Here is a 16,015-nt window from a genome sequence, read left to right as displayed (position 1 = left end):
AGACTATTCTTCCGCATCATCATGTTGCTGCTGCTGATGTTCATAACGAAACTCACGCAGCAATTTAGCTTGCTCTTCAGTCAGAGCCAGGTTTTCCAGAAGTTCAGGTCTTCTAAGCCAGGTGCGGCCCAGCGACTGCTTCAGACGCCAGCGGCGAATTTCAGCATGGTTGCCCGACAGTAAAACCGGCGGTACTTCCACACCCTCTAACACTTCAGGCCTGGTATAATGCGGACAATCCAGCAATCCATCAGAAAACGAATCTTCATCAGCCGATGCCTGTTTCCCGAGTACTCCCGGAATAAACCGGGCCACTGAGTCAATCATCGTCATTGCCGGCAGTTCCCCGCCACTGAGTACGTAATCACCGATTGACCATTCTTCATCAATTTCGGCGTCGATTACCCGCTCATCAATACCTTCGTAGCGTCCACATACCAGAATTAACTTCTGGTCTGTCGCTAACTCGCAAACACCCTGTTGGTCCAGTTTGCGCCCCTGAGGTGACAGGTAAATTACCTTAGCGCCCTCACCTGCCGCTGCCTTGGCTGCGTGGATTGCATCCCGTAAAGGTTGCACCATCATCAGCATTCCCGGCCCGCCCCCGTAAGGACGATCGTCGACAGTACGATGCCTGTCATGTGTGAAGTCTCTTGGACTCCAGCACTGAATGCTGAGCAGACCATTTTTCACAGCCCGGCCAGTTACCCCGTAATCGGTAATCGCACGAAACATCTCTGGAAACAGGCTAATCACACCAATCCACATCGCGTTCGCCGTTGGGTTACCGTTATGTCCGGAGATCAAAAACCAGGATCCCAGTCTACTTCAATTGTGCCAGTAGCGAGATCGACTTTTCTGATAACCTGTTCATAAAGAAACGGAATTAACCGTTCTTTCGCGCCAAACGCATCTTTCAGGTTTGCCTTTACCACCAGAACATCGTTAGAGCCGGTTTCCATCATATCAATGACTTTCCCCATCCCGTAACCATCAACGTTAACTACCTGACAACCAATAAGGTCCTTCCAGTAGTAATCGCCGTCTTCCAGTGTCGGCAGCTGCGTGGAATCAACCAATATTTCGCAATTGGTTAACTGCGCTGCTGCATCACGATCATCAATGCCTTTGACTTTGATAATCATGTCCTGATTATGATTTTTCCACCCTTCCAGCTCAATCTGCTGCCATTGACCGGCACGCTGAATAAACCACGGTTGGTAATCAAAGATACGCTCAGCATCTTCAGTGGATGAAAACACCTTGAGCCAACCGCGAATACCGTAGGCCGCTCCCATTTTTCCTAATACCAGCGAATTCATCGGAGGTTGTGCGGTAGTTTTTCTGGTTATGCTCATGTTCGCCACCGTGACAGATTAAGCTGCTTTTTTTGCTTCTTTAACCAGCGCGTGAACGCGGTCAGAAACGGTGGCACCTAAGCCAACCCAATGTTCAATGCGGTCCAGATCCAGACGCACTGCTTCAGCCTGACCAGAAGCAACCGGGTTGAAGAAGCCAACACGCTCAATGAAACGACCATTACGCGCATTACGGCTGTCAGTAACGACAACCTGATAGAACGGACGCTTTTTAGCGCCGTGACGTGCCAAACGAATTGTTACCATAACATCCTCTTTAGTTAATAAAACACCCGGCCCCCATCGAGGGAGGAGGCCGGGTGCAATATAAAAAGCCCCAAAATTTTACTCGTTTGGGCGCAAAAAGCAACCTGTTAAGTAAATTAGCTTCAGGGCTTTTAGTTTTCCGGCTTAACGGCCGGGAAATCCTGGCGGCATCATACCTTTCATGCCACGCATCATCTTGGCCATACCGCCCTTCTTCATCTTCTTCATCATCCGCTGCATATCATCAAACTGCTTCAGCAGGCGGTTGACATCCTGGACCTGCAAACCACAGCCCATGGCAATACGGCGTTTACGTGACCCTTTGATAATCTCTGGCTTTTCGCGCTCTTTACGGGTCATGGAATTAATAATCGCTTCCATCCGTACCAGCACTTTATCGTCCATCTGTGATTTCACATTGTCCGGTAACTGTCCCATGCCCGGCAATTTACCCATCAGGCTGGCCATCCCGCCCATGTTGCGCATTTGCTTGAGCTGTGCCAGAAAATCGTTCAGATCAAAGCCATCACCGGTTTTAAGCTTTTTCGCCAGCTTCTCAGCCTGGTCACGGTCAACTTTGCTTTCAATATCTTCAATCAGCGATAACATATCGCCCATGCCGAGGATACGCGAAGCAATACGATCCGGATAGAAAGCTTCCAGGGCATCGGTTTTTTCACCCATACCCATAAACTTGATTGGTTTACCGGTGATGTGGCGAATAGACAGTGCCGCACCGCCGCGGGCATCACCATCGACTTTTGTCAGGATCACCCCTGTCAGTGGCAGGGCTTCGTTAAATGCTTTCGCCGTATTTGCCGCATCCTGACCGGTCATGGCGTCAACCACAAACAGTGTTTCTACAGGGTTAATTGCAGCATGGACCAGTTTTATCTCATCCATCATCGCTTCGTCTACGTGCAAACGACCGGCGGTATCCACCAGCAGCACATCATAAAATTTCAGGCGTGCTTCACTTAAGGCATGTTTAACGATATCGACAGGTTTCTGAGTAATATCTGACGGGCAGAAATCAATGCCTACCTGTTCAGCCAGCGTCTCCAGCTGTTTAATCGCCGCAGGGCGATATACGTCAGCTGAGACCACCAGAACCTTTTTCTTGTGTTTCTCTTTAAGGAACTTACCCAGCTTCCCGACACTGGTAGTTTTACCGGCCCCTTGCAGACCAGCCATCAGCACCACGGCAGGAGGCTGTGCGGCAAGATTCAGAGTGTTATTTTCTGCACCCATTGCCGCCACCAACTGGTCGCGAACAATTTTGATAAATTCCTGGCCCGGGGTCAGGCTTTTATTAACATCCTGCCCCACCGCGCTCTCTTTCACCCGTGCGATAAAATCACGCACTACAGGGAGTGCAACATCTGCTTCCAGTAACGCCATGCGTACTTCACGCAGAGTGTCTTTAATATTGTCTTCTGTCAGCCTTCCGCGGCCGCTGATATTGCGCAGTGTTTGCGACAAACGATCGGTTAAATTATCAAACATTACCTTTCACTCTGAAATATTGCGAAGCCGCCCGGGCGACATTTTTGAGGGAGTATAACATGAAGCGTAGCCGATCTCTGCAATTGACCATGAGATCGTTTGGCGCGAGTCGTTGCTGACGCTATACTGCCTGTCTGAACTCTCAATGATGACTAACACGATACCCTTAATATGTCAGTTTTTGCGATTGTGGCGCTATTTGCCTATTCACTGAGTCTTGCCCTGATCATCCCCAGTTTGTTAACCCGGGGAAGTGGCTGGCGGCGTATGGCTATGCTTTCAGCGATTGTCGCGTTGATTACCCACGGTGTCGCGATTGAGCAACGGATTTTTATTCTGAATTCAGAACAAAATTTTAGTTTGCTAAACACGGGCTCACTGGTCAGCCTGATGATTTGTGCGGTAATGACTATTGTTGCATCCCGCAACCGTGGGTGGCTGTTGCTGCCTTTTGTGTATGCATTTGCACTGATTAACCTGGCATTTGCCACTTTTGTACCCAATGCTTTCCTGACTCACCTCGAAACCACACCGGGGATCATGATTCATATCGGACTGGCATTATTTGCCTATGCCACTCTGATCATCGCTGCGCTGTATGCATTACAGCTGGCCTGGATTGATTATCAGCTGAAAAATAAGAAACTGGCGTTCAGTCATGATATGCCGCCATTAATGGTGATAGAGCGCAAGATGTTCCATATCACTCAGGTTGGGGTTGTACTGTTAACGCTGGTGCTTTGCAGCGGGCTGTTTTATATGCGTGATCTGTTCTCTGCAGAGAATGTCGATAAAGCTGTACTTTCCCTGCTTGCCTGGTTTGTTTATATCGTGCTGCTGTGGGGACATTTCCATGAAGGCTGGCGTGGACGCCGTGTTGTCTGGTTCAACTGCAGCGGAGCTGTTCTGCTGACCATGGCCTATTTTGGCAGCCGTATTTTACAACATCTGCTAACTCATTAATCTGTATAAAATAAAGGAAATTTCGCGTTGGAACATGTTTCAACCACATCGCTAATCATTACCCTGGTAGTTATGGTACTGATCTCTGCCTGGTTTGCTGGTTCTGAAACCGGGATAATGACACTTAACCGGTATAAGCTGCGCCACAATGCAAAAAACGGTAACCGCGCAGCAAAACGAGTAGAGAAACTACTCTCCAGACCTGACCGGCTGTTAAGCCTGGTGCTGATTGGCAATAACCTGGTGAATATTCTGGCCTCTTCGGTCGCCACCATCGTCGGTATTCGTTTATACGGCAATGCCGGGGTGGCAATCGCTACCGGAATTCTGACGTTTGTCGTGCTGGTGTTTGCCGAAGTTCTGCCTAAAACCATTGCAGCGCTCTACCCGGAAAAAGTGGCCTACCCGAGCAGTTTCTTACTGGCTCCGTTGCAGGTCATTATGATGCCGATTGTCTGGCTGCTGAACTCTATTACCCGGTTGCTGATGCGGATGGTCGGAATTAAGGCCAATGGTTCTGCGAGCTCAGCACTGAGTAAGGAAGAATTACGTACCATCGTCTATGAGTCACGGACTCTGATGTCACGCCGTAATCAGGACATGTTGCTGTCGATACTGGATCTCGAAAAGGTCACCGTCGATTACATTATGGTACCACGCAACGAAATCGTCGGGATTAACGTCAATGATGACTGGAAATCGGTTATCCGTCAGCTGACTCACTCTCCGCACGGCCGGATTGTACTGTTCCGCGATACGCTGGATGATGCGGTTGGAATGCTCAGGGTTCGTGAAGCCTGGCGGATGATGACCGAGAAAAAAGAGTTCACCAAGGAAACCCTGTTACGTGCAGCCGACGAAATTTATTACGTGCCACAGGGGACAGCTCTGAACACCCAGTTGGTAAAATTTCAGCGTAATAAAAAGAAAGCCGGTCTGGTAGTGGATGAATATGGTGATATTAAAGGGCTGGTCACTATCGAAGATATCCTGGAAGAGATTGTCGGTGATTTTACAACCTCCATGTCTCCTACCCTTGCCGAAGAAGTCTTACCGCAGAATGACGGTTCAGTGCTGGTAGATGGCAGTGCCAACGTCAGAGAAATTAATAAAGTCTTTAACTGGGACTTACCGGAAGATGGTGGCAGAACAATTAACGGGATGATCCTTGAAGTTCTCGAAGAGATCCCGGAGGTTAATCGTCGGGTACAAATTGGCCACTATGCCATCGAGATACTTGATGTGCAGGATAATATGATTAAACAAACCCGGATTACTCCACACACTACTCTGGAGCATTCTCTGGGCTAATCTGCCAGCAGATGGCCACCTCTCTCAGCGCAGTGATGGTGTTACGCTGACAATAAAAAAGGCGTCATGCATTGCATGGCGCCTTTTTTTGCCCTGGCCTTTGGAGTGGCCGGCAGTCTGCAAAACTAGATATGCAGCTCTTTCAGAGTTTCCGGCGGTAATGCCAGCTCTTCATTGTGGTTCACACGAACATCATTCTCGATGATGTGACGAGCGATATCCTGTGCTTCTTCCAGAGAGTGCATCTGGTAAGTACCACACTGAAACTCATTCAGCTCAGGAATTTTACGCTGGTCAGTAACTTTCAGTACATCCTGCATTGCTGCTTTCCAGGAGTCAGCCACTTTCTGTTCTGCCGGAGTACCAATCAGGCTCATATAGAACCCGGTACGACAGCCCATCGGTGAAATATCGATAATTTCGACGCCCTGGCCATTCAAATGATTACGCATAAACCCGGCAAACAGGTGCTCCAGGGTATGAATACCACGCTCAGGCATAACTTCTTTGTTCGGGATACAGAAGCGTAAATCGAACACAGTGATGGTATCGCCATGCGGCGTATTCATAGTCTTGGCAACACGGACAGCCGGCGCGGCCATGCGTGTATGATCAACAGTAAAGCTATCCAACAATGGCATATGGTCACCTCTTTTAAAAAAATTTTTTCAATCAATGAAACTTTTTCGTCTGCCCCGCGTCTGAGTATATGAAAGACGCGCATTTGTTATCATCATCCCTGACAACAGAGATGTTACTTTGGCCACAGTGATGTGGCCTTTTCTTTTTTCAGCCTTCCCTGCCTGCCAGATAATCTTCAAAACTTAGTGTATCTGCGGCTTCAGTTTTGGCCTGCGCAGCAAACGACTCCTGCGCCTGACGACGAAATTCTTCTTCAGTTAATACTTCCAGCGGCTCCTGCATTAACATCTGACGATATTTTTCTGCCAGTTGTGTACCCGCTGCTGCCAGCCCCTGCTGCTGCATGTCCTGCAAAATCTTCGCCGAATAGGTTTTTGCCGGATCATCTATCGACTCTAATAACCGACGACACACTTGCTGGTAAGCTTCATCACCATTAGGTGCATCTAACACACGGGCAATACGCTGCAAACCGGCAAACATTTGATGACCGGCTTCCTGCAGCGAATAAATTTGCTCACCACAACCAGCGCTCAGTTTTAGCCCCGGCTTACGTCCTTCCATCACAACGCGGTTCCAGTTGCCACGGGTACATTGCAGTTCATCAACACTCATTTCCGGGGCATCTGCCAGAGCACACCAAATCAGGAACATATCCAGGAAACGAATCTGTTCTTCGTTTATCCCAATCGGGGTAAACGGATTAACATCCAGCGAGCGAACTTCAATATATTCAATCCCACCACGGCTTAGTGCAGCCGAAGGGGCTTCACCAGCGCGAATCACCCGTTTCGGTCGAATTGGCGCATACAGCTCGTTTTCAATCTGCAATACATTGGTGTTCAGCTGAATACGTTTGCCTTCACTGTCTGTCACACCAATTTTAGCATACTCTTCCGAAGGGGTTTTGATGGCTTTTTTCAGAGCTGCCACGTAGCCTTCAAGAGTGTTAAACGTAATACCTAACGCGCTCTGTGACTTATTGGTATATCCCAGATCGCTAAGACGTAAAGATGTTGCGTAAGGCAGCCAGGATGTCCCTTTATCGTTACTTTCTAACGGCAGTTCACCTTTGCCCTGTGGCAGGAAACTTTCACAAATAGCCGGAGAAGCTCCAAACAGATAAGGGATGATCCAACCAAAGCGATAATAGTTACGAATCAGCTGCAGGTACCCGGCAGAAATTTCATCTTTTGCTTCTGCTAAGGTATCAATGCCCAGCCTCGCCTGCCAGAACGCCTCCGGTAAAGAGAAGTTATAGTGCAGCCCGGAAATGACCTGCATCAGCGAACCATAGCGATGCTTTAACCCTTCGCGATAAACTGTTTTCATCCGGCCAATGTTCGAGCTGCCGTACTGAGCCAGAGTGATATCTTCCGGGTCATTGATAATGCAAGGCATGCTGAAGGGCCACAAACGTTCATCACCCAGAGAACGGGTAACATAGCGATGAATATCGCGCAGGAACGCCAGTAAATGCTTAATATCACGATCGACCGGAGTCACAAACTCCAGTAAAGACTCCGCAAAATCGGTAATTATCCAGTCATGGGTCAGCGCAGAGCCCAACGTTTCAGGATGCCCCTGTAAAGACAGTTGCCCGTCTGGCTGTACACGTAATGTTTCCCGCTCTATGCCACGACCAATGCCTTGTACTGCTTCAGGGTGCTTTTCCAGCCAGCTTAATGCTTCAGATACGTCAGGTATCACTGTCACCTCCCACGGTGATAATTATGTCTTATAGTTCTGTACGATTGCGTGTAACAATGAACCAAAACAGACGATAAACCAAAATAATTGCCATGAAACTACCTCTGCGACGCCGGCTGCTACCGTCACAGTTGCGGGTAGTTACAAGTGTCGGACGTCCACGACATCCATTCCGGCAGCTTTAGCAGCACGTACACCAAAGTCTGCGTCTTCAAAAACTACACAACGGGTGGCCGGTACTCCCATCAGCCTGGCACATTCCAGAAAAGTCTGGGGATCTGGTTTATGCGCACTGACATCATCTGCAGCCACCAGGACGTTAAACAGATGACGGACACCCAGATGGGTCAGCAGGCGTTCTGCCATGCTGCGGCTGCTACCGGTACCGACAGCCATGGGCACCTTACCGTGATACTTTTTGGCAACCTCAATCAACGGTAACAGCGTTGAGGTCACCAGTAAAAATTTGTCCAGTTGTTGCTCTTTTTCAGCCGCCAGCTGCTGAGGATCCAGTGTGGCATGATTGGCTATAATAATCTGCCCGGCAATTTTCCAGCCCGGAGAGCCATTAAGAGCAACCATTTGTTCGAAAGAAAATGTCAGGCCGTACTTTTCCAGTACCTGCTTCCATGCCTGGCGGTGTGCCGGCTCACTGTTAACCAGCGTGCCATCCATATCAAAAATAAGCCCGTCATAATGATCGTACATAGTAACTCCAGACTAAACCGATAAGTCGTTACTTTATATTAATGCAGGTGAATTGTCGCCGTCCGTAGTAAACCGTAAATGCTAACAACAATAAACAGCTAACGGACTGATGTGCAATGCAAATAATCTGCTAAAAGACAGCGCGATAATTGTTGAACGCAGGCGTCAGTGCCGGGAGATAATATGAAGAAATTTCGGGTTGATCCGGGAGATTGCTTTAAACAGGGTCAGAAATTATCAGAGTTGAAAAACTAAGGGGAAAGTAATGGTGCATCCGGGAGGATTCGAACCTCCGACCGCCCGGTTCGTAGCCGGGTACTCTATCCAGCTGAGCTACGGATGCAGTACAAATGGCGGTGAGGGAGGGATTCGAACCCTCGATGCAGCTTTTGACCGCATACTCCCTTAGCAGGGGAGCGCCTTCAGCCTCTCGGCCACCTCACCACAGATACTTCGCTGCCTGTTTACCCGCAACACCGGAAACCGGTAGCTGGCGTGAAGAACAGGAATTTACATCAGAAATGGTGCATCCGGGAGGATTCGAACCTCCGACCGCCCGGTTCGTAGCCGGGTACTCTATCCAGCTGAGCTACGGATGCAGTACAAAATATATGTGCAGTAGTACTCACCACTGCCTGATACAACGGCTTGTGGCTGACAACTAAAAATTTCCGAAAGCTCAATTCACTGTGATAGCGAAGATAATTGCTCTCAGGAAATGGTGCATCCGGGAGGATTCGAACCTCCGACCGCCCGGTTCGTAGCCGGGTACTCTATCCAGCTGAGCTACGGATGCATCGGAAAACTATTGATGGATTTGTACAACCTGGGAAACTACACGAGAATGGTGCATCCGGGAGGATTCGAACCTCCGACCGCTCGGTTCGTAGCCGAGTACTCTATCCAGCTGAGCTACGGATGCATTTCTGAATTCTTGTATAATGCAGAGTGCTGACATCACATCTTAGTAGTGAATTAACAAGTCTGATTTACCGTTTACGTATGGTGCATCCGGGAGGATTCGAACCTCCGACCGCTCGGTTCGTAGCCGAGTACTCTATCCAGCTGAGCTACGGATGCAACGTAAATGGCGGTGAGGGAGGGATTCGAACCCTCGATGCAGCTTTTGACCGCATACTCCCTTAGCAGGGGAGCGCCTTCAGCCTCTCGGCCACCTCACCACTTGTTACTACGCTACCCGCCCCGACGTTGTGCTTAAGACTGCTCTTCGTCGCTGCGTTGGCGCACATATTACTTTCCCCGACTTATAAGTCAAACAATTTTTCCGCCAGATTGTTTGTTTGCGCGTTTAGTCATCAATCAGGGCATTTAAAAGCCAAAAAGAGTGTATTTTCAACGGCACAGCAACAGGGATAGTTCGGGGCTTCACTAAAAAATGAGGGGCGAAAAGATGGCGCGCCTCGTCGAATACGAGGCGCTGAATATGTTAATAGTCCGGCTGCTGGGTTTTTTCTGCCTGAATACGCTGATAGATCTCTTCGCGGTGCACAGACACCTCTTTGGGAGCATTCACGCCAATACGTACCTGGTTCCCTTTCACACCCAATACCGTGACCGTCACCTCATCGCCAATCATGAGAGTTTCACCAACTCGACGAGTTAGAATAAGCATTCTTTGCTCCTTGAAAGATTAAAAGAGTCGGGCCAGTTCTGGCTCCCGGCAAATCCATCGTATAACGTATTGCTATCTATTGACTACGACTGATACAGAAAATTCAACCAGTCCGCCAATACATTTCGCTAATAGTTAGTTTAGCCGAAATACACCATTACTACCTGACTTTATCATTTTAGGTTGCTTATCGTGTAAAAAACGCCCTGAGAATCTTCCCCGGGCGCCTTCACCGGTAGCTTGTTTATCTTTTACAATTTCCCGCTGACCAGGGCTTCAACCCCTGCCAGAGCCGCTGGTAATGCTGCAGGATCGGTACCGCCGGCCTGAGCCATATCCGGACGCCCTCCCCCTTTACCACCGACCTGGCTGGCAATAATGCCGATCAGTTCCCCTGCTTTAATTCTGTCAGTTAAATCTTTCGTTACACCAGCAATAAGCGATACTTTACCTTCACTGACTGTTCCCAGCACAATGACGGCAGATCCTAACTGGTTTTTTAAATCATCGACCATAGTACGTAACAGTTTTGGTTCAGTGTTACGTAATTCGCTGACCAGCAGTTTTACACCTTTCACTTCTACCGCTTTGGTCGCCAGTGAGCTGCTTTCCTGGGCGGCTTGCTGGTCCTGCAACTGCTGCAGTTCTTTTTCCAGTGAACGTACCTGTTCAACCAGTGAACGCACTTTCTCATTCAGATTGCTGCTGTTCGCTTTCACCTGATGAGCAATATCATGTAACTGTAGATCCTGAGCGAATACTGTTTCCAGTGCGCTTTCTCCGGTTACTGCTTCAATACGGCGCACACCTGCTGCTGTTCCGGATTCAGAAATAATACGGAACAGTCCGATATCACCGGTACGGCTGGCATGAGTACCACCACACAGTTCTACCGAAAAATCACCCATAGTCAGAACACGAACTTTCTGATCATATTTCTCACCAAACAGCGCCATTGCACCATTCGCTTTGGCAGCGTCCAGATCCATAATATCGGTTTCTACAGCCAGGTTACGACGCACCTGCGAATTGACGATTTCATTAACCCGGCGTAACTGCTCAGGTTTCACTGCTTCAGTGTGAGAAAAATCGAAACGCAGATATTTGTCATTAACCAGTGAGCCTTTCTGCGCCACATGATCACCTAACACTTCACGCAATGCCGCATGTAACAGGTGAGTTGCCGAGTGATTCAGACGAATCCGTGCGCGACGGGCTTCATCCACCTGCGCTGTCACACTGTCGCCAACTTTCAGGCTGCCCCGGGTCAGTCGTCCAACATGACCATTGGATTTACCGTATTTCTGGGTATCGGTTACAGAGAATGCGGCTCCGCTGGTATTCAGTACACCTGTATCACCAACCTGCCCGCCAGATTCACCATAAAATGGAGTCTGGTCGAGGATAATCACAGCTTCTTCAGTACCTGTCAGTTGGTCCACTGCCTGCCCATTGACAAAAATAGCAGTGACTTTTGATTGTTCCTGTAAATGCTCATAGCCGGTAAATACAGACTCGCTGTCAACACGGATCAGATTATTGTAGTCAGCACTGAAACCACTGGCATCACGGGCACGTTGACGCTGCGCTTCCATCGCGGCTTCAAAGCCAGCTTCATCAATTTTCAGATTACGCTCACGACATACGTCAGCGGTTAAGTCTGCCGGGAAGCCGAAAGTGTCATACAGGCGGAAGACAGTTTCGCCATCCAGGGTATCCCCTTTCAGCGCAGCCAGTTCTTCGTCCAGCAATGCCAGCCCACGTTCCAGGGTTTTTGCAAACTGTTCTTCTTCTGTTTTCAGTACCGATTCAACATGAGCCTGTTGTTTCTTCAGGTCTTCACCGGCACTACCCATGACGTTAATTAATGGCTGTACCAGTTTATAGAAGAAGCTCTCAGTGGCTCCGAGCATATTTCCATGTCGGACTGCACGGCGAATAATACGACGCAATACATAACCACGGTTTTCATTAGACGGTATAACGCCATCTGCAATCAGGAACGCACAGGAACGAATATGATCTGCAATTACCCGTAAAGACTTATTACTCAGATCTTTAGCCCCGGTGACTTCAGCCACAGAGCTAATCAGTTCGCAGAACAGGTCAATTTCGTAGTTAGAGTTTACATGCTGAAGTACAGCACTGATTCGCTCCAGCCCCATGCCGGTATCAACTGAAGGTTTCGGCAATGGCAGCATGGTTCCGTCTGGCTGACGGTTAAACTGCATAAAGACGATATTCCAGATTTCGATATAACGATCGCCATCTTCTTCCGGACTCCCCGGAGGGCCACCCCAGATATGATCGCCATGATCATAGAAAATTTCACTGCACGGTCCACAAGGACCGGTATCGCCCATCTGCCAGAAGTTATCTGACGCGTAAGCACTGCCTTTATTATCACCAATACGAATAATGCGCTCTGCAGGAATCCCGATATCTTTTGCCCAGATATCGTAGGCTTCATCATCGGTCTCATATACGGTGACCCACAGACGCTCTTTTGGCAGGGCAAACCATTCTGATCCGGTCAGCAGTTCCCACGCAAAAGCAATGGCTTCTGATTTAAAATAATCGCCAAAACTGAAATTGCCCAGCATTTCAAAGAAAGTATGGTGGCGGGCGGTATAACCCACATTTTCAAGATCGTTATGTTTACCACCGGCGCGAACACAGCGCTGCGACGTTGTGGCGCGCTTGTAATCGCGTTTGTCCTGACCCAGGAAAACGTCTTTAAACTGATTCATACCGGCGTTAGTAAACAGCAACGTCGGATCATTATTTGGTACGAGGGAGCTGCTGGCTACAACCTGATGTCCCTTGCTCTTAAAGAAATCGAGAAACGCTTGACGGATCTCAGCAGTACTCTTGCTCATATATATCCTGGTATCACGCTAACGGAAGTTCCTTTGGGTCCGGGCAACCTGTGGATCATGGTCTGCCGGTGACAGTGGAACAAAAAAGTGGGAATAAGATAAGTTTTCTTCACAGGGAAGTAAAATCTCATTATGACTCAGCCGGTAAAATTTACCAAAACAGAACGAATATCCTCCATCAGAAACCCTCTGGAGTGTAAAAATCGTTGTAACCGGGCTTTTTCACGTGCTTCTGTTGGCCATTTATGACCATATTTTTTTCTCGCAACATCTTCCGCCTGTTGTTGCCAGTCGATATCAGCGTCTGCCAGCCCCTGACTGATAAGCTCACGCTCAATTCCTTTTTGCTGCAAATCCTGGCGAATTCGCTGCGGTCCGTAACCATTGCGGCCGCGGCTTTGGATAAATAGCCGGGTAAATCTCTGGTCATCCAGCCAGCCATTTTCTTCACACCAGGCAATCACTGATGCCAGGGCTGTTTCATCGACAGCAATATGTTCCTCACCATCCCGTTGCTGACTCCGCCAGACCGAGAGCCGAATTTTCTCTTTCAGTTCCTGAACGGAATGATCACGTTGGGCCAGCAGGCGCGTTGCCCTGTCCAGCAAAGAAGAAAACATGGGGTGGCGCTCAGTTTCCGTAAATAACATAACGGCTCCTTTTTCGGTCAGGTATCACTGCTGTTACTCCATTATTTTACCAGCGTCGGTAGTAAAAAAACAAAAACGGGAGATGGCCTCACAGCCATCTCCCGTTTATCTGATCATTTTCAGATTATTTGTATCAGAACTCCTGATGATCTTCGCTCATTTCATCCTGACTGTCAGATTCTTTGGCAGTTTCAGACGATTCCGGCGTAGGATTATTCAGCAGCATATCGCGTAATTTCTGCTCAATTTCTGTTGCAGCCTGAGGATTATCACGCAGGTAATTGCCGGCATTCGCTTTACCCTGGCCAATTTTATCGCCATTGTAGCTATACCATGCACCGGCTTTCTCAATCAGCTTGTGCTTAACACCCAGGTCGACCAGTTCGCCGTAGAAGTTAATACCTTCTCCGTACATAATCTGGAATTCAGCCTGCTTAAATGGTGCAGCAATTTTGTTCTTAACAACTTTGACGCGGGTTTCACTACCAACGACATTATCGCCTTCTTTGATAGCGCCGATGCGACGAATATCCAGACGTACAGAGGCGTAAAATTTCAGTGCATTACCGCCGGTAGTTGTTTCCGGGTTACCGAACATAACACCAATTTTCATACGAATCTGGTTAATAAAGATCAGCAGAGTATTAGACTGTTTCAGGTTACCTGCCAGTTTACGCATCGCCTGGCTCATCATACGAGCTGCCAGCCCCATATGAGAATCACCAATCTCGCCTTCAATTTCGGCTTTAGGTGTCAGTGCAGCAACGGAGTCAACGATAATAACATCCACCGCTCCTGAACGAGCCAGCGCATCACAAATTTCCAGAGCCTGCTCACCGGTATCAGGCTGAGAACACAGCAGGTTATCAATATCTACACCCAGTTTTTTGGCATATACCGGGTCCAGCGCATGTTCAGCATCGATAAACGCACAGGTTTTACCTTTACGTTGAGCGGCTGCAATCACCTGCAGAGTCAGTGTGGTTTTCCCGGAAGATTCAGGTCCGTAGATCTCGACGATACGACCCATTGGTAATCCACCAGCACCCAGAGCAATATCCAGTGACAGTGAACCGGTTGAAATGGTCTCAACATCCATAGTGCGGTCTTCACCCAGACGCATAATGGAGCCTTTGCCGAATTGTTTTTCAATCTGCCCCAGCGCTGCGGCTAAAGCCTTCTGTTTGTTTTCGTCGATCGCCATTTCAACTCCTGATTATGCCGGATTAGCCAGGCAAATTTGTGGGTATTCTTTGTCTCTGATGGAAAGCAATTATACTGTATAGTCATACAGTATCAAGTTTATTTTTCCAGAAACTCACTGCACAGCGTTCGCAACGCAAATGCCACGGCCTGAGAGCGCACGCTGTCTCTGTCTCCGCTAAAATGTCGGCACTCCGCCAACACCCGGCCATCTGCCGAAGCAAAGCCAAACCAGACCGTACCAACGGGTTTATCTTCACTACCGCCGTCCGGTCCGGCAATACCGCTCACTGACACCGCGAAATCGGCCCTTGCGGTGTGCAATGCTCCGGAGGCCATTTCACGAACCGTAGCTTCACTTACTGCCCCGTGGGCTTCCAGCGTGGCAGCACTCACCCCCAACTGGCTCATTTTCGCCTGATTACTATAGGTCACAAATCCCTGCCCGAACCATGCTGAGCTACCGCTGATATCAGTAATAACTTTGGCAATCCAGCCGCCGGTACAGGACTCGGCACTGGTGAGTGTGGCGCCTCGTGACAGTAAATACTGCCCGGTGGTGATGCTTAACTGACGTAAATCCTTATCCATCCCTTTCCCTCCATGTTGCTATATGAGTGGTTCATCTTCAGCTACAGAAGATACTAGGGATTAATGACAGCTTTTCAAGTCATCAGGAGTTACAGCGGCGGAAATTCAGAACAGACACGCTACAGAATGCGTCAGACAGATGAAGTGTGCAGATTTATTGTGTAATTCAGCACAGTATTCGCCTTCACTGACCTGCTCAGAAGGCGAATACTGTCTGGTTCAGGAGTTAAATTTTCTTAACAAATTCAGATTTCAGTTTCATAGGGCCAAAGCCGTCAATACGGCAGTCGATATTATGGTCACCATCGACCAGACGAATACCTTTCACCCGTGTACCAATCTTAAGAACTGATGAGCTTCCTTTGACCTTCAGGTCTTTGACAATAGTGACCGAATCACCATCAGCCAGTAGATTACCATTGGCATCACGAACACTCAGAGCTTCATCAGACGGAGTTGTCTGACCGGCAGGCCACAAATGTCCGCATTCAGGACAGTTAAGATTTTCGCCGTCCTGCCAGCTGTAAAGTGAGTGGCATTGTGGGCAGGGAGGAAGTGTTTGCATCAGGAATCCTTATAATTGCATCAGGCAGA

General features: G+C 48.7%; 15 protein-coding genes and 7 tRNA genes. 2 read left to right on the top strand and 20 right to left on the bottom strand.

From position 1 onward, the window contains the following. Nucleotides 1-3: 3 nt before the first annotated feature. The 4 genes from trmD to ffh form a co-directional block, all read right to left on the bottom strand. On the bottom strand, nt 4-768 hold the full coding sequence (trmD, locus tag A7K98_RS05025; RefSeq protein WP_198361163.1) for a tRNA (guanosine(37)-N1)-methyltransferase TrmD: 765 nt from the start codon (nt 766-768) through the stop codon (nt 4-6). A gap of 35 nt (nt 769-803) precedes the next feature. Then, on the bottom strand, nt 804-1,358 hold the full coding sequence (gene rimM / locus A7K98_RS05020; protein WP_407703098.1) for a ribosome maturation factor RimM: 555 nt from the start codon (nt 1,356-1,358) through the stop codon (nt 804-806). An 18-nt stretch (nt 1,359-1,376) separates the two neighbouring features. Next, nucleotides 1,377-1,625 (bottom strand): 30S ribosomal protein S16, encoded by a 249-nt coding sequence (rpsP, locus tag A7K98_RS05015; RefSeq protein WP_087487581.1) that lies wholly within the window; start codon nt 1,623-1,625, stop codon nt 1,377-1,379. A 144-nt stretch (nt 1,626-1,769) separates the two neighbouring features. Beyond that, entirely contained in the window at nt 1,770-3,131 is a 1,362-nt protein-coding gene (gene ffh, locus A7K98_RS05010) for a signal recognition particle protein (protein ID WP_087487580.1), read from the bottom strand. A gap of 171 nt (nt 3,132-3,302) precedes the next feature. On the opposite strand from ffh, the gene A7K98_RS05005 reads away from it, so the two are divergent. Together A7K98_RS05005 and A7K98_RS05000 are read left to right on the top strand one after the other, a co-directional pair. Next, entirely contained in the window at nt 3,303-4,094 is a 792-nt protein-coding gene (locus tag A7K98_RS05005; protein ID WP_087487579.1) for a cytochrome C assembly family protein, read from the top strand. Between the two features lie 27 nt (nt 4,095-4,121). Beyond that, nucleotides 4,122-5,405 carry an HlyC/CorC family transporter gene (locus A7K98_RS05000; protein ID WP_087487578.1) on the top strand — a complete coding sequence of 428 codons (1,284 nt, stop codon included), beginning with the start codon at nt 4,122-4,124 and terminating at the stop codon, nt 5,403-5,405. A gap of 125 nt (nt 5,406-5,530) precedes the next feature. On the opposite strand, the gene luxS is transcribed toward A7K98_RS05000, so the two are convergent. From luxS to A7K98_RS04920, 16 genes are all read right to left on the bottom strand, one after another. Beyond that, the gene (gene luxS / locus A7K98_RS04995) at nt 5,531-6,046 is read right to left on the bottom strand and encodes an S-ribosylhomocysteine lyase (RefSeq protein WP_087487577.1); all 516 of its coding nucleotides are present in this window, start codon (nt 6,044-6,046) and stop codon (nt 5,531-5,533) included. 148 nt (nt 6,047-6,194) lie between these two features. Then, nucleotides 6,195-7,757, bottom strand: a complete 1,563-nt coding sequence (gene gshA, locus A7K98_RS04990; protein ID WP_087487576.1) for a glutamate--cysteine ligase — start codon at nt 7,755-7,757, stop codon at nt 6,195-6,197. Between the two features lie 141 nt (nt 7,758-7,898). Continuing rightward, nucleotides 7,899-8,465 carry a fructose-1-phosphate/6-phosphogluconate phosphatase gene (gene yqaB / locus A7K98_RS04985; protein ID WP_087487575.1) on the bottom strand — a complete coding sequence of 189 codons (567 nt, stop codon included), beginning with the start codon at nt 8,463-8,465 and terminating at the stop codon, nt 7,899-7,901. Between the two features lie 266 nt (nt 8,466-8,731). Continuing rightward, nucleotides 8,732-8,808, bottom strand: a tRNA-Arg gene (locus tag A7K98_RS04980). 8 nt (nt 8,809-8,816) lie between these two features. Next, nucleotides 8,817-8,909 (bottom strand) — tRNA-Ser (locus A7K98_RS04975). 78 nt (nt 8,910-8,987) lie between these two features. Next, a tRNA-Arg gene (locus A7K98_RS04970) sits at nt 8,988-9,064 on the bottom strand. 120 nt (nt 9,065-9,184) lie between these two features. After that, a tRNA-Arg gene (locus A7K98_RS04965) sits at nt 9,185-9,261 on the bottom strand. A gap of 49 nt (nt 9,262-9,310) precedes the next feature. Further along, nucleotides 9,311-9,387 (bottom strand) — tRNA-Arg (locus A7K98_RS04960). Nucleotides 9,388-9,468: 81 nt separating this feature from the next. After that, nucleotides 9,469-9,545: transfer RNA gene (locus tag A7K98_RS04955), tRNA-Arg, on the bottom strand. An 8-nt stretch (nt 9,546-9,553) separates the two neighbouring features. Beyond that, nucleotides 9,554-9,646, bottom strand: a tRNA-Ser gene (locus A7K98_RS04950). A 266-nt stretch (nt 9,647-9,912) separates the two neighbouring features. Next, entirely contained in the window at nt 9,913-10,098 is a 186-nt protein-coding gene (gene csrA / locus A7K98_RS04945; protein ID WP_025902553.1) for a carbon storage regulator CsrA, read from the bottom strand. Nucleotides 10,099-10,349: 251 nt separating this feature from the next. Further along, nucleotides 10,350-12,977, bottom strand: coding sequence for an alanine--tRNA ligase (gene alaS, locus A7K98_RS04940; protein ID WP_087487574.1), 2,628 nt, complete (start codon nt 12,975-12,977; stop codon nt 10,350-10,352). A 137-nt stretch (nt 12,978-13,114) separates the two neighbouring features. Continuing rightward, entirely contained in the window at nt 13,115-13,627 is a 513-nt protein-coding gene (locus A7K98_RS04935) for a regulatory protein RecX (RefSeq protein WP_198361143.1), read from the bottom strand. Between the two features lie 133 nt (nt 13,628-13,760). Next, the gene (gene recA, locus A7K98_RS04930) at nt 13,761-14,831 is read right to left on the bottom strand and encodes a recombinase RecA (protein WP_087487573.1); all 1,071 of its coding nucleotides are present in this window, start codon (nt 14,829-14,831) and stop codon (nt 13,761-13,763) included. 98 nt (nt 14,832-14,929) lie between these two features. Next, nucleotides 14,930-15,421, bottom strand: coding sequence for a nicotinamide-nucleotide amidase (pncC, locus tag A7K98_RS04925; RefSeq protein WP_087487572.1), 492 nt, complete (start codon nt 15,419-15,421; stop codon nt 14,930-14,932). A gap of 226 nt (nt 15,422-15,647) precedes the next feature. Then, a complete protein-coding gene (locus A7K98_RS04920; RefSeq protein WP_087487571.1) occupies nt 15,648-15,986 on the bottom strand; it encodes a zinc ribbon domain-containing protein YjdM in 339 nt (112 codons plus the stop codon). Between the last annotated feature and the right edge of the window lie 29 nt (nt 15,987-16,015).

Source organism: Tatumella citrea, assembly GCF_002163585.1.
In the GTDB taxonomy this organism is placed as follows: Bacteria; Pseudomonadota; Gammaproteobacteria; order Enterobacterales; family Enterobacteriaceae; genus Tatumella; species Tatumella citrea.
Note: the sequence above shows the minus strand (reverse complement) of the source record. Positions and strands in the feature narration are given on the sequence as shown.

What these genes read in the sequence shown, in the direction of transcription:
- yqaB (WP_087487575.1), bottom strand. Translation starts at nt 8,465, where the DNA reads ATGTACGATCATTATGACGGGCTTATTTTTGATATGGATGGCACGCTG.
- rimM (WP_407703098.1), bottom strand. Translation starts at nt 1,358, where the DNA reads ATGAGCATAACCAGAAAAACTACCGCACAACCTCCGATGAATTCGCTG.
- rpsP (WP_087487581.1), bottom strand. Translation starts at nt 1,625, where the DNA reads ATGGTAACAATTCGTTTGGCACGTCACGGCGCTAAAAAGCGTCCGTTC.
- csrA (WP_025902553.1), bottom strand. Translation starts at nt 10,098, where the DNA reads ATGCTTATTCTAACTCGTCGAGTTGGTGAAACTCTCATGATTGGCGAT.
- A7K98_RS04935 (WP_198361143.1), bottom strand. Translation starts at nt 13,627, where the DNA reads ATGTTATTTACGGAAACTGAGCGCCACCCCATGTTTTCTTCTTTGCTG.
- alaS (WP_087487574.1), bottom strand. Translation starts at nt 12,977, where the DNA reads ATGAGCAAGAGTACTGCTGAGATCCGTCAAGCGTTTCTCGATTTCTTT.
- luxS (WP_087487577.1), bottom strand. Translation starts at nt 6,046, where the DNA reads ATGCCATTGTTGGATAGCTTTACTGTTGATCATACACGCATGGCCGCG.
- ffh (WP_087487580.1), bottom strand. Translation starts at nt 3,131, where the DNA reads ATGTTTGATAATTTAACCGATCGTTTGTCGCAAACACTGCGCAATATC.
- trmD (WP_198361163.1), bottom strand. Translation starts at nt 768, where the DNA reads ATGTGGATTGGTGTGATTAGCCTGTTTCCAGAGATGTTTCGTGCGATT.
- A7K98_RS04920 (WP_087487571.1), bottom strand. Translation starts at nt 15,986, where the DNA reads ATGCAAACACTTCCTCCCTGCCCACAATGCCACTCACTTTACAGCTGG.
- A7K98_RS05005 (WP_087487579.1), top strand. Translation starts at nt 3,303, where the DNA reads ATGTCAGTTTTTGCGATTGTGGCGCTATTTGCCTATTCACTGAGTCTT.
- pncC (WP_087487572.1), bottom strand. Translation starts at nt 15,421, where the DNA reads ATGGATAAGGATTTACGTCAGTTAAGCATCACCACCGGGCAGTATTTA.
- recA (WP_087487573.1), bottom strand. Translation starts at nt 14,831, where the DNA reads ATGGCGATCGACGAAAACAAACAGAAGGCTTTAGCCGCAGCGCTGGGG.